The 13,093-nt window shown below is 63.0% G+C and carries 13 protein-coding genes; all 13 read right to left on the minus strand.

What is annotated here, in order from left to right:
* On the minus strand, positions 1 to 843 hold the full coding sequence (locus O6760_RS27630) for a carbohydrate ABC transporter permease (protein ID WP_269582868.1): 843 nt from the start codon (positions 841 to 843) through the stop codon (positions 1 to 3).
* A gap of 8 nt (positions 844 to 851) precedes the next feature.
* Positions 852 to 1,781: a carbohydrate ABC transporter permease gene (locus O6760_RS27635; protein ID WP_442969836.1), complete on the minus strand. Its 930-nt coding sequence runs from the start codon at positions 1,779 to 1,781 to the stop codon at positions 852 to 854.
* The gene (locus O6760_RS27640; RefSeq protein ID WP_269582869.1) at positions 1,778 to 3,034 is read right to left on the minus strand and encodes an ABC transporter substrate-binding protein; all 1,257 of its coding nucleotides are present in this window, start codon (positions 3,032 to 3,034) and stop codon (positions 1,778 to 1,780) included. Before O6760_RS27640 ends, O6760_RS27635 begins: the two co-directional genes overlap by 4 nt.
* 43 nt (positions 3,035 to 3,077) lie before the next feature.
* Positions 3,078 to 4,247, minus strand: a complete 1,170-nt coding sequence (locus O6760_RS27645; protein WP_269582870.1) for an aminotransferase class I/II-fold pyridoxal phosphate-dependent enzyme — start codon at positions 4,245 to 4,247, stop codon at positions 3,078 to 3,080.
* The gene (locus tag O6760_RS27650) at positions 4,237 to 4,965 is read right to left on the minus strand and encodes a FadR/GntR family transcriptional regulator (RefSeq protein WP_269582871.1); all 729 of its coding nucleotides are present in this window, start codon (positions 4,963 to 4,965) and stop codon (positions 4,237 to 4,239) included. The genes O6760_RS27645 and O6760_RS27650 overlap by 11 nt, the downstream gene beginning before the upstream one ends.
* A gap of 1,025 nt (positions 4,966 to 5,990) precedes the next feature.
* The gene (locus O6760_RS27655; RefSeq protein WP_269582872.1) at positions 5,991 to 6,386 is read right to left on the minus strand and encodes a RidA family protein; all 396 of its coding nucleotides are present in this window, start codon (positions 6,384 to 6,386) and stop codon (positions 5,991 to 5,993) included.
* Positions 6,383 to 6,790: an acyl-CoA thioesterase gene (locus tag O6760_RS27660; RefSeq protein WP_269582873.1), complete on the minus strand. Its 408-nt coding sequence runs from the start codon at positions 6,788 to 6,790 to the stop codon at positions 6,383 to 6,385. Before O6760_RS27660 ends, O6760_RS27655 begins: the two co-directional genes overlap by 4 nt.
* Before the next feature lie 4 nt (positions 6,791 to 6,794).
* Positions 6,795 to 7,484, minus strand: coding sequence for an ABC transporter ATP-binding protein (locus O6760_RS27665; protein WP_269582874.1), 690 nt, complete (start codon positions 7,482 to 7,484; stop codon positions 6,795 to 6,797).
* Complete coding sequence (locus tag O6760_RS27670; RefSeq protein WP_269582875.1) at positions 7,481 to 8,245, minus strand: ABC transporter ATP-binding protein; 765 nt, start codon at positions 8,243 to 8,245, stop codon at positions 7,481 to 7,483. Before O6760_RS27670 ends, O6760_RS27665 begins: the two co-directional genes overlap by 4 nt.
* Positions 8,238 to 9,221, minus strand: a complete 984-nt coding sequence (locus O6760_RS27675; RefSeq protein ID WP_269582876.1) for a branched-chain amino acid ABC transporter permease — start codon at positions 9,219 to 9,221, stop codon at positions 8,238 to 8,240. Before O6760_RS27675 ends, O6760_RS27670 begins: the two co-directional genes overlap by 8 nt.
* On the minus strand, positions 9,218 to 10,138 hold the full coding sequence (locus tag O6760_RS27680; RefSeq protein ID WP_269582877.1) for a branched-chain amino acid ABC transporter permease: 921 nt from the start codon (positions 10,136 to 10,138) through the stop codon (positions 9,218 to 9,220). Before O6760_RS27680 ends, O6760_RS27675 begins: the two co-directional genes overlap by 4 nt.
* 60 nt (positions 10,139 to 10,198) lie before the next feature.
* On the minus strand, positions 10,199 to 11,335 hold the full coding sequence (locus O6760_RS27685; RefSeq protein ID WP_269582878.1) for an ABC transporter substrate-binding protein: 1,137 nt from the start codon (positions 11,333 to 11,335) through the stop codon (positions 10,199 to 10,201).
* Positions 11,336 to 11,472: 137 nt separating this feature from the next.
* Positions 11,473 to 13,092 carry an AMP-binding protein gene (locus tag O6760_RS27690; protein WP_269582879.1) on the minus strand — a complete coding sequence of 540 codons (1,620 nt, stop codon included), beginning with the start codon at positions 13,090 to 13,092 and terminating at the stop codon, positions 11,473 to 11,475.
* Between the last annotated feature and the right edge of the window lies 1 nt (position 13,093).

Genomic DNA, 13,093 nt, shown 5'->3' on the forward strand with positions numbered 1-13,093 from the left:
CTATCCTTTGACCGCGCCAGAGGTCAGCCCCTGGACCAGATAGCGCTGGATGAAGATGAAGAAGAGACAGGACGGCACCAGTGCGAGCACCCCGGCGGCCATCATCTGTCCCCAGTCGACCGAGAACTTCGAGACGAAGGTCAGCAGCCCGACCGGGAAGGTCATGGTGTCGTTGGAATTGATCAGCATGAGCGCGAACAGGAGCTCGCTCCAGGCCGCCGTGAACACGAAGCCGAGCGTCGCTCCCAGCCCCGGCAGAGTCAGCGGCATGATGATTTTCCTGAGCGCCTCGAAGCGGGTGCAGCCGTCGATCATGCCGGCTTCCTCCAGGTCCTTCGGAATGCCGTCGAAGAAGGACTGCATCAGGAAGGTGGCGAAGGGTACGTTGAAGGCCGTGTAGACGATGATCAGGCTGGTGAGCGAATTCAGGAGCCCGATGGCGGCGACGATCTTGTAGATCGGCGCGATGATCATCAGGAGCGGGAACATCTGGGTGATCAGCATCAGCGCAATGACCAGCCGCTTGCCGCGGAAATCGAAACGCGAGAACGCATAGCCGGCGGCCGCCGCGACGCAGGTGGTGATCGCTGCCGTGCCCAGCGACACGATCAGGCTGTTCCGGAAATAGGCCAGGAAATCCGTTGCCACCAGGACCGTGCTGAAATTCTCGAAGGTGACCCTGCTCGGGAACAGCGCCGTGCCCTCGGTGTAGATCAGCTTGTCCGGCGTGATCGCGATCTTGGCCAGCCAGTAGAGCGGGAACAGGGCGAAGCCGACATAAAAGGCCAGCGCGAGGTATTTTCCCGTGACCGCCAGGGGCGTGCTTCTGCGGAGAGCGCTCATGGATGTCCTCAGATCTTGACCAGCTTCCTGCGCAGAACCAGCAGGATCACGGCATAGAGCAGCAGCAGGCCCAGCAGCGCGACGGCGATGGCCGAGGCGTAGCCGAAATCCAGTTTGCGGAAGGCGGTGGTGAAAATGTAGGTCGACAGGATCTGCGTGGAATTGGCAGGTCCGCCGCCGGTCATGACGAAGATGAGATCGGCGAAGTTCGCGATCCAGATCGTCCTCAGCATGACGGTGATGGCGATCATCGGTGCCAGGAACGGCAGCGTGATCTTGGTGAAGGTCTGCCAGGCGGTGGCGCCATCGATCTCCGCGGCTTCATAGAGCTCTCCCGGGATCGACTGCAGGGCCGCCAGCAGCGTGATGGCGAAGAACGGAATGCCGAACCAGACGTTGGCGGTGACCGGGCCCCACATGGCCAGGTTCGGGTCACCGAGGATGTTGAACGGTTCGGACAGGATGCCGAGCGCGGCCAGCCAGTGCGGCAGCGGACCGATGGTCGGGTTGAACAGCCACGCCCAGGTCAGCGCGGACAGGAAGGTCGGCACGGCCCAGGGCAGGAACACCAGCGCCTGCACCAGGCGCTTGCCGTAAAACTGCGTGTTGAGCAGCAAGGCCAGGCCGAGGCCGAGGAAGAACTGGAAGAAGATGGACCCGATGGTCCACCAGAAGGTGTTGCTCAGCGCCAGCCAGAACTTCCTGTCGCTCCACAGCGCCTGAAAATTCTCGAAACCGACCCAGCCGGTCTGAAAAGGCCTGAGCAGGTTGACGGCCTGAAAGGCGTAGGAGATCCCGATCACCAGGGGAACCAGCATCACCAGCGCGATCAGGATCAGCGCGGGGGCTATGTAGAGATACGGTTCCACCATGTAGCGGAAATAGAAGGAGGGTCGCGCCCGGGATTTCCCGGGCGCGACGGAGTCAATCGCGGTCATTGTGCGGCTTTCCAGCGAGCATATTCATCCGTCAGGAACGCGGCCCACTGATCGGCCACTTCCTGCGCGCTGATCTGGCCCAGCAGGGCTTCCTGGCTGGTTTCCAGCGCGATGCTGTCGGCAAAGTAGCCGAACTGCTCCAGGTAGGTCGGCATGACCGTCGGGACGTATTCCTCGCCGTTCAGGGTCTCGAACCAGCCGGCAAACTGCTCGGTCCTGAAATGCGGATCCTGCTCGGCGCCCTCATGGATCGGAATGACACCGACGCGCTTGGCCCATTCCTTGTTGGCTTCAGGGCTGGAGAGATGCGCGATCAGTTTCCAGGACAGGTCCTTGTCGGCGGAGGTGTCGAACATGGACCAGCCGGCGAAACCGATGGTCGGGAAGGCCTTGCCGGCCGGGCCGACGGGCATCGGAATGACGGCGAAGTCTTCCGCATCCATGCGCTCGGACACGGCGATCAGCGCGTCCGGATCCTGGTCGAGGAAGGCGCAGGTGCCGGAATAGAAGCCGGCCACGATCTCGTTGAAGCCCCAGCTGACGGAGTCCTTCGGCGCGTAGCCGTTCTGGTACATGTCGATCAGGAACTGGATACCTTCCACGGAGCCCGGCTGGTTGAGCGTGCTCTTGCCGTCCTCGTCGAAGAAGGTGTTGTTGCCGTTCATTGTGGCGGCCATCATGATCCAGCCGTTGAGACCACCCGGCCCGCCGCGCAGGCAGTAGCCGTATTTGCCGTCCAGCTCGGACACCGCCTTGGAGGCCGCCATGAAGTCTTCCATGGTGCGCGGAGGTGCGCTGACGCCGGCCTCTTCAAGCAGCTTCTTGTTGTAGAACAGAGCCCGCAAATAAAAGCCGTAAGGGATCATGCGAGCGGACTTGCCATCCGTCTGGCGCCCCATGTCGAGCGTCTTCTGGGTGAGCGTGGCTCCGTGTTCCCATTCGGCGATGCGGTCGTTCAGGTCGACCAGCTTGTCCTTGTAGATACCTGCCCACCGGTCGGGCATCTCGACGACATCGGGAATGTCACCGCCGGCCACCATGGTGGCGAATTTCTCGAAAGCCTGCCCCCAGGGCAGCGAGACGATCTCGACCTCGGTGCCCGGATTGGCTGCCTCGAAGGCATCGACCTGGGCCTGCAGCACCTTTGTGCGTTCCGGGCTGGTGATGACTTCCACCAGTTTCAGCGTCTCGGCGCTGGCGGTCGACCCCGCCATGATCGCCAATGCGCTTATTGCTCCTATCAGTCCCCTCATGATCAACTCCACTTGTTGAAAGGTTTCGCCGTGAATGCGCCGCTTATGTCCGGGCGCTTGTGCTCAGGGCCGCCTCGAAGTCGGCCCAAAGGTCGTTGGGGTCTTCCAGACCCAGGCTCAGGCGCAGGATCCGGTCGGAGACGCCAAAGCGTTGCATTGAATTCTGTTCACCCGCCTGGGCGAGGCCGATCCGCGTCGGCAGGATCAGGCTTTCGAAGCCGCCCCAGCTCACGCCCAGCCGGAACAGGTTGAGAGCGTCGGCAAGCCGGGGAATGTCGACGGTCTCGTCCACTTCGACGGACAGCAGCCCGGAGCGTCCGGTGAGGCCCGGGACATTATTCGGTCCTGGCGACAGGACGGCGGTCACCTTCGGATGGGCCGACAGCCGGTCGACGAAGAGATTTGCCGTTTCCTGATGCTGGCGCATGCGCGCGCCGAGTGTCCGCAAGCCTCTCGTCAGCAGAAACGCCTCGAAGGGCGCCAGCTTGCCACCGAGCAAGGGCAGCGTGAGGTCGCGGATGCGGTCGATCAGCTCCCGGCGCGCGACAACCACGCCGGCAACCGTATCCGAATGGCCCGACAGGTACTTGGACGCCGAATGCAGAGTGATATCGATCCCAAGGGTCAGCGGGCGCTGGAACAGCGGCGTTGCCCAGGAATTGTCGACTATTGTCAGCGCACCATGCTGCCTGGCATGGGCGGCAACCGCTGCAAGGTCCATGGTTTCGAACACCACGGAATTGGGACTTTCCAGGTAGGCGAGCTTCACGCCCTTGAGCAGGTCCGGATCGTTCTGGAAGGCCTCGACCGGATGATAGGCAATGTCGACGCCGAAGGGTCTCAGCAACCGCTCGAACAGCCGGTAGGCGTCCGGATAGACATGCTCGACACAGGCAATCCGGTCGCCGGGACGCACGAAAGCCAACACGGCTGAAGAGATCGTCGCCATGCCGGAAGCAAAGCCGACGGCGGCCTCGCCGTCCTCAGCCTCGGCCATCAGTTTTTCGAAGGCCGCGACCGTCGGGTTCTGGACACGCGTGTAGAGCGGATCGTTTGCGCGCCCGGCCATACGGTCCTCGAACGCCTGGTAACTGTCGAAGGTGAACAGCGAGGTCTGCACGATCGGTGGGGCGACCGCACCGCCGAAATCGGTGGCGGCCGCGGCCAGCAGGGTCTCGATCGAATAACCGCCCGGCACAGCGTCAGCCATCATGTTCCTCTTTGATTTTCTGGGTCTCGACACAGACCATGTCGATGATCTGCGCGGTCAGCTCGGCCGCCTTGTCCTCGTCGCCCGCGATGATGGCGTCGGCGAGCGGCCGGTGCAGCGGGATCGTCTCCTGGCCGAGATGGGCCTTGCCGAACGGGGTTTCGTAAATGTCGTGAAAGGCTTTCTGGATCTGTTCGATGAACTGCTGAAACAAGGGATTGCCGGTGGCCTCGTGGATGGCGTTGTGAAAGCGGTGGTCCGCCGGCCGCCAGTCCTCACCGGCCTCGAACACCGCCATCAGCTCCGCCGCGCGGGCATTGATGACCTTGCGTTGTTCCGGGGTCGCCTGACGTGTGGCGATCCGGACAGCCTCGATTTCCAGAGGACCGCGCACCTGCTGCATGCGCAACAGGCTGTCGGCCTCGTGCTTGATGGTCAGGGCCACGCGCAGAGTGTTTCTTGAAATTTCCGCGATCAGGCGGGTGCCGGCGCCCTTGTTCCGGCTTACCACGCCCATGCTTTCCCAGGTTTTCAGGGTTTCGCGGATGGTCGACCGGCCGAAACCGAGGCGGCGCACCAGATCCAGCTCGGGCGGCAGGCGATCGCCGACCTTGAGCCCCTCCTCCTCGATCAGGGCGATCAGCGCCCGCGGCACATCGCGCGGGCCATCCGGCCGTTCCGTATCGATTTCTGAAGGTGTCTGATTTGCGTTTTCCGGCATGGACCGACGTCGACCTTTGTTGCTGTGCATTTCACGTTACCACTTTGTCTGACATTGTAAAGACATTGTCTGACATAATTCTCAGGCAAATTTTCGAGGTGATAAATAGCTGGATTTGCTGAAGGAATTTGAAACTAGACGTGATGGCGCAACCAATTTTCCGGTTGCTCGCTTCTTTCTTCGTCATGCCATGGCTCGACCCACTGCTGTCCGGTTAAGCAGGAGCCTCTGTATGCAAACAGGTTTCGCCGCTTGTACCAGTCTCCCCCGGAGGGGGAGATGTCTCCGGGAGGAGACAGAGGGGGGGGCTCAACCTCTCGGCAAACAAGGCCTTTTCCGAATACGAGGAACCGCTGCGCCCCCCTCTGTCCGGTTCCCGGACATCTCCCCCTCCAGGGGGGAGAGGGGCGCAAGCGGTAAGGCGCTACGTGTCCCGGATCGGAAAAAGCGGAAATATCGACAAGGAATCAATGACCTGCTGAACATGGACCGAGTTAAACCGGACAGTAGTGGGCTCGACCATGGCATCCATGTCGATCCGGTCTCGAACGGTCACGCCTCACTTGAGGCAAACCTCACGGCATGGATTGCAGGGTCAGGCCCACTGGTGTCCGGTTAAGCAGGAGCCTCTGCGCGCAAACAGGCTTCACCGCTTGTTCCCCTCTCCCCCTGGAGGGGGAGATGTCTCCGACAGGAGACAGAGGGGGGCTCAACCTCTCGGCAGACAAGACCTTTTCCGAATTCGAGGAACCGCTGCCCCCCCTCTGTCCGGTTCCCGGACATCTCCCCCTCCAGGGGGAGAGGGGCGCAAGTGGTAAGGCGCTGCGTGTCCCGGATCGGAAAAAGCGGAAATATCGACAAGGAATCAATGACCTGTTGAAACTGAGCCGTGTTAAATCGGACACCAGTGGATCAGGCCCTGCAATGACGGAGCCAGTGGTGATGCGATGCAAGAACAGGCGGCCACAAAAAACCCGGCACGCGGTGCCGGGCTGTAAATTGTCAGCTTCACGTTTCGGGCAGGTTCAGCCGATCTGGGCTGTCGCCTCGATCTCGATCAGGGCCTCGTCCTCGATCAGGTCGGCGACGACCACGACCGACATGGCCGGGAAATGGCGGCCCATGACGCGGCGGTAGGCGGCGCCGACGTCCTTCTGCCGGGCGAGATATTCGCGCTTGTCCTTGATGAACCAGGTCAGGCGGGCGATGTCCGTGACGGCTCCTCCGGCTGCCTCGACGATGTCGACAATGTTCTGCAGCGTCTGCTCCATCTGGCCGACAAAATCATGCACCTCGAAGACCTGATCGCCGTTCCAGCCGATCTGGCCACCGATATGGAGTGTCTGGCCCTCGGTCAGCATGCCGTTGGCATAGCCCTTTGCCGGCGCCCAGCCGTCCGGTTGAATGGTTTTGAGCGTCATTGGTCCAGTCTTTCCTTGAATTGCAGCAATCGTTCCCTGACCTCGTCCGGCCAGGCCGCCGGCTTGCCGGCGCTGTCGACATTGACGAGGGTCTGTTCCGTTTCGAAGCGTGTCTCCTCCCCGCAGGCGCAGCTGATCGTCAGGCCGAAACTTGTGCGGCCGACGCGGGTGGCAGCAAGAGACAGGATCAGATGATCGCCCAGCCGGCTCGGCCGGATAAAACGCGTGCGGATTTCCGCCGTCGGCACCGCCCCGTTCTGATGGATCTCGAGGAAAGGCCACTCGGCGATCGCCGAGAAGAACGTCTCGATACAGTCGTTGATCATTTCGAAATAGCGCGGATAGAAGACGATCCCCGCCGGGTCGCAGTGCTTGAAACTGACTGGCTGATGGTACCGGAACATGGCGTCAGACCCCGATATACCTGGAGGTGACGTCTTCCGTGAGCGCGTCGATCGCGCCCTCCCACACAGATGCGCCCCTTTCCAGGATCGTTGCCCGGTCACAGACCTGCCTGAGTTCCCGGATCGACTTGTCGATGACAAGAATGGCGAGGCCTGTCTCGGCCTTGAGCTGGCGGATCACCGCCCAGATCTCCTGCCGGATGACCGGTGCGAGACCCTCGGTGGCCTCGTCCAGGATCAGGAGCTTCGGATTGGTCATGAGCGCCCGGCCGATGGCGAGCATCTGCTGCTCGCCGCCCGACAGCGAGCCGGCCCGCTGGTTGCGCCTCTCGCCGAGGCGCGGAAACAGCCCGATCACCCGTTCGAAGGTCCAGTCGCCGTGCCGTGCGGCCGCGATCAGGTTTTCCTGGACGCTGAGATCGGCGAAGCAGCGGCGGCCCTCCGGCACCAGGCCCAGCCCCAGGCGCGCGGCCTTGTGGCTCGGCAGGCGGGAGAGATCGTTGCCGTCAAAGGTCAGCGTTCCCCCCGCCGCCAACATCCGGCAAATGCATTTGACCGTGGTCGACTTGCCCATGCCGTTGCGGCCGAGCAGCGCCAGCACCTCGCCTTCGCGGATTTCCAGATCGACCCCGAACAGCGCCTGGCTGGCGCCATAGGAGGCGGTGACATTCGATAGCGTCAGAAGCGCGCTCATGCCTCGTCTCCCAGATAGGCTTCCTTCACGGCGGTGTTGGCGCGGATCTCGTCGACCGTGCCGGTGGCAATCACTTCGCCATAGACCAGCACGCTGATCCGGTCGGCGAGCGAGAAGACCGCGTCCATGTCGTGTTCCACCAGCAGGATCGGTGCCTCCTGGCGCAGCATGTCCAGGAACCCTGTCAGGACCTTGGATCCTTCGGAGCCCATGCCGGCCATCGGTTCGTCCATCACCAGGGCCTTCGGCTTCAGCGTCAGCGCGACGGCAACCTCGAGCTGACGGCGCTGCCCGTGGCTGAGTTCCGCCGTGCGCATGCGTGCCTGGTCCTGCAGGCCGACCCTTTCAAGCGCTTCTTCGGCGGTCGCCCGCAGGTCCTTGTCCTTCAGCGCATTGCCGAAGAACCGCCAGGGCTTGCCGGCCGCACCAAGCGCACCGAGCACCGCGTTCTGAAGGACCGTGTCCTCCATGGCGAGCGCGGAGATCTGGAAAGTACGCCCCAGTCCGGCATGCGCACGCACCCTGGTCGGCTCGTGTGTCACATCCCTGCCGAGCAGGCGCACCGAGCCGGCGTCCGGCTTCAGCGTGCCGCAGATCTGGCCGATCAGGGTGGATTTTCCAGCCCCGTTGGGGCCGATGATGGCGTGGATCTCACCGGGTTTCAGGTCGATGGAGATGTCCCGGCTGGCGCGCAGCGCACCGAAATTCTTGGAGATGCCATGCGTTTCGAGGACGGGCGTTTGAAGAACAGCCTCAGTCATGAACCGTCTCCCGTCCGCAGATCATGCCGATCAGTCCGCCGCGCCCGAACAGGACGATGACGAGCAGGAGCAGCCCCAGATAGATGTGCCAGAAGTCGCTCAAGCCGCCGAGCCAGTGCTCCAGCGCCACGAAGACCAGCGCCCCGACAACCGGTCCGAACAGGCGGCCGACACCGCCGATGATGATGAAGATCATGATCTCGCCGCTGGTCTGCCAGGAGAACATGGTCGGGCTGACAAAGCGGTTGAGGTCGGCAAAAAGCGCCCCGGCCAGGCCGGTGATGGCGCCGGAGACCACGAAGGCCACCAGTTTCAGGCGAACAGGATCGAGCCCGACCGTCTCCACCCGCACCGGCACCTGCCGGGCGGCGTTCAAAGCGAGGCCGAACGGCGATCCGCCAAGGCGCCAGGCAAAGGCCAGCACCCCGCAGAGCAGCGCCAGGCAAAGCCCGTAGAACTGGATCGGGTCCAGCGTGTTCAGCCCGGGAAAGCCATTGCGGACATAGATGGACAGGCCGTCCTCGCCGCCATATTCCGCCCAGGAAATGGCGAAGAAGAAGAACATCTGGCCAAAGGCCAGCGTGATCATGATGAAATAGACGCCCGCCGTCCTGAGCGACAGGATGCCGATCACCAGCGCGGCCAGAGCGGAGAACACCACGGCGACCAGCCAGATCACCGGCATCGACTTGGTGCCCTCGATCAGGACCGGCCACTCGGTGACCGCCGTATAGGTCTGGGCGTGATGGGCGAGAATGCCCATGGCATAGCCGCCGAGACCGAAGAAGACGGCATGGCCGAGGCTGACCAGCCCGCCGAGCCCGAGCGCGATGTTGAGGCCGACCGCGGCGATGGCGAAGACCACGGCGCGGGTCATCAGCGTGATGGTGAAGGGTTCGTCCGCCGTCACCGCCCAGAACGGGATGGCAACGAGGAGCGCCAGTGTGACGGCGTTGAGAGTGCGTTCCCGGATCATGCGCGCGCTCCGAACAGTCCGGCGGGACGCAGGATCAGCACCGCGGCCATGAGAATATAGATCGCCATGGAGGCGAGCGAGGAGCCGACCGAGGTGGCCGTTGAGGGATCAAGCACCAGCTTGAGCAGCTCCGGCAGGAAAATGCCGCCGAGCGTATCGGTGAGGCCGACGAGGATCGCGCCGATCAGCGCGCCCTTGATCGAGCCGATGCCTCCGATGACGATGACGACGAAGGCCAGGATCAGCACCGGTTCGCCCATGCCGACCTGGACCGACTGGATCGCGCCGACCAGCGCTCCGGCCAGCCCGGCCAGTGCGGCGCCGAGCGCGAAAACAATGGTGTAGAGCCTGGCGATGTCGATGCCGAGGGCGGCGATCATCTCGCGGTCGTTCTCCCCTGCCCGGATCTGAACGCCGAGACGCGTCCGGGAAATCAGCAGCCACAGGCCGAGCGCCACCAGCAGCCCGACGACGATCAGGGTCAGCCGGTAGAGAGGATATTCGATCCCGCCCGGCAGGGTCACCGGACCGGACAGGAAGTCGGGCACATTCAGGAACAGCGGGAAGGAGCCGAAGATCCAGCGCGTGCCTTCGGAAAAGATCAGGATCAGGGCGAAGGTTGCCAGCACCTGGTCGAGATGGTCCTTGTCGTAAAGACGCCGGATCACCACCAGCTCCACCAGCGCACCGGCTATCGCGGCGCCGGCCAGCGCGGCCACGAGGCCGAGCAGGAAGGAACCGGTCGCTGCGGCGACGGCTGCCGCGCAGAAGGCACCGATCATGTAGAGCGAGCCGTGGGCCAGATTGATCAGCCCCATCACGCCGAAGATGAGCGTCAGCCCGGCAGCCATCAGGAACAGCATGATGCCGAATTGCAGGCCGTTCAGAACCTGCTCTATGAGCAAAATAAGTGACATGAGATCCCCGCCCCGTTGTCTTGCGCGGCAGTGCCGCCGCACAAGACTCAGGTGCTTACCTTACATGCTGCACTCGGACCAGTAGGCATCGGCGTGACTGGTCAGCGCCTTGCCGATGATCTTGTTGGTGTAGACATCGCCTTCCTTGACCACTTCACGGACAAAGATGTCCTGGATCGGATGGTGGTTCGGGCCGAACTTGAAGTTACCGCGGGTCGAGGCAAAATCGGCTTCTTCCAGCGCCGCGCGGAAGGCGTCGGCGTCCTTGACGTCGGCCTTTGCCATCGCGGAGAGCAACAGGTTGGCGGTGTCGAAGCCCTGGGACGCATAGAGCGACGGCAGGCGGCCATATTCGGCCTGGAAGGCCTCGACGAAGGCCTTGTTGGCCGGCGCCTCGATGTCCTTGTTCCACTGGCTGGTGTTCTTCACACCGAGCGCGGCGTCACCGACGGCCTGAAGGATGCCCTGGTCGAAGGAGAAGGCCGGACCGACGACCGGAAGGTCGACACCAGAATCCTTGTACTGTTTCAGGAAGGAGATGCCCATGCCGCCCGGCAGGAAGAAGAACACGCTGTCGGCACCCGACGCCCTGATCTGGGCGATCTCGGCGGCGTAGTCGGTCTGGCCGAGCTTGGTGTAGACCTCACCCGCCAGGTCGCCCTTGTAGAAGCGCTTGTAGCCGGTGAGCGCATCCTTGCCGGCCGGATAGTTCGGCGCCAGGATGAAGCTGTTCTTGAAGCCTTCGAAATTGGCATAGGCGCCGGCGGCTTCATGCAGGTTGTCGTTCTGCCAGGCGACATTGAAGTAATTCGGATGGCAGCCCTTGCCGGCGAGCATGGACGGTCCGGCGTTCGGCGACAGGTAGAACTTGCCCTGGGCGGTCACGGACGGGATCACGGCCATGGCAAGGTTCGACCAGATGATGCCGGTCAGGACATCGACCTTCTCCGACTGCACCATCTTGTCGGCGAGCTGAACGGCGATGTCGGGCTTGCGCTGATCGTCCTCGATGACAACTTCAAGGTCTTCGTTGCCGGCCTGCTTGACCGCCAGCATGAAACCGTCGCGGACATCGATACCGAGACCGGCACCACCGCCGGAAAGCGTGGTGATCATGCCGACCTTGACCGGTTCGGCCTGGGCACTGGTAAGACCGATCGCGAGAGCCGCGGCGGCTGCCATTGTCGTGAATTTCATCTGTTGTTCCTCTTGGTCTTTGAGACTGCTGTTCCCGTTGACTTTATTAGGTTGCCGCCACGCCTTCTTTGTTGAGCGCAATCGGCCAAGGGCTTGTTTTCATTTGATTTCCCGCGCCCCTGCGGGGGACCTTGTGATCAGGCGTCCGGCCGCAGCCGGAAGCGCTGGATCTTGCCGGTCTCGGTTTTCGGCAGCGTGTCCGCGAAAATGACGGAGCGCGGATACTTGTAGGGCGCAATCGTCGCTTTGACGTGATCTTTCAGTGCCTTGGCGAGTTCTTCAGAGATTTCGATTCCGCCGGCGACAACGACATGGGCCTGCACGATCGAGCCGCGTTCCTCGTCCGGTACGCCGATAACCGCGCATTCCTGGACGGCCGGATGGGCAAGCAGGGCTGCCTCCACTTCCGGTCCGGCGATGTTATAGCCGGCGGAAATGATCATGTCGTCATTTCGGGCGGCGAAATGCAGATGGCCGTCCTCGCTCATGGAGAAGCTGTCACCGGTGATGTTCCAGCCGTCGACCACGTAGTCCTTCTGGCGCTCGTCCGCGAGATAGCGGCAGCCGGTCGGGCCGCGCACCGCCAGCCGGCCGACCTCGCCCGGTGCCACCGGCTTGCCGTCCAGGCCCACGATCTTGACCTCGTAGCCGCTCACCGGCTTGCCGGTGCAGGCGGGCTTGTGGTCCTCGAAGCGGTTGGAGATGAAGATGTGCAGCATCTCGGTGGCGCCGATGCCGTCGAGCATCGGCTTGCCCGTCTTTGCCATCCAGGCGTCATAGACCGGGGCCGGCAGGGTTTCACCGGCAGAGACGGCGGCCCGCAGTGACGACAGGTCCGCGCCCTCGTCCATCGCCTGCAGCATGACGCGATAGGCGGTCGGCGCCGTGAAACAGACGGTGGCTTTGTATTTCTCGATGATCTCGATCATGTTCGGCGGCGTCGCGGCTTCCAGAAGTGTGGCCGCCGCGCCGAAACGGAGCGGGAAGATCGCGAGGCCGCCGAGACCGAAGGTGAAGGCGAGCGGCGGCGAGCCGACAAAGACATCGTCCGGGGTCACGCCGAGCACTTCCTTCGCGTAGCCGTCGGCGATAATCAGGAGATCCCGGTGGAAATGCATGGTCGCCTTGGGCGTGCCGGTGGAGCCTGAGGTGAAGCCCAGCAGGGCAACATCGTCCCGGCCAGTCGGCACGGCGTCGTAAAGCACCGATTTTTCCAGCGCCAGCCGATCCAGTTCCGCGTCGTGGTTCGAGGTGCCGTCGAAGCCGACGACCTTCTTCAGAAACGACGATGTCTTGGCGCAGGCGACCATCTCGTCCATCAGACGCGTGTCGCACAGGGCGAACTCGATCTCGGCCTTGTCGACGATCTTGGCAAGCTCCCCGGCCCTCAGCATCGGCATGGTGTTGACGACCACCGCGCCGGCCTTGGTGGCGGCCAGCCAGCAGGCGACCATGGCGGGGTTGTTGGCCGAGCGGATCAGCACCCGGTTGCCGGGCTTGACGCCGAGATCCTCGGTGAGCGCATGGGCCAGCCGGTTGGTCCAGTCGGCGAGTTCCTTGTAGGTGCGCCTGCGGCCGTTGCCGATCAGGGCGGTGTGATCGCCGAAGCCCTGCTCGACCATGCGGTCGGTCAGCTCGACGCCCGCGTTGAGGCGCTCCGGGTACTGGAAATTCTCAAGCAGGAAATCGGGCCACTGGTCTTCCGGCGGAAGATTGTCCCGGGTGAAGGTGTCGACATGTGCGGAGGGACCAAGCATG

The sequence above is a fragment of the Roseibium sp. Sym1 genome, assembly GCF_027359675.1.
Classification (GTDB): domain Bacteria; phylum Pseudomonadota; class Alphaproteobacteria; order Rhizobiales; family Stappiaceae; genus Roseibium.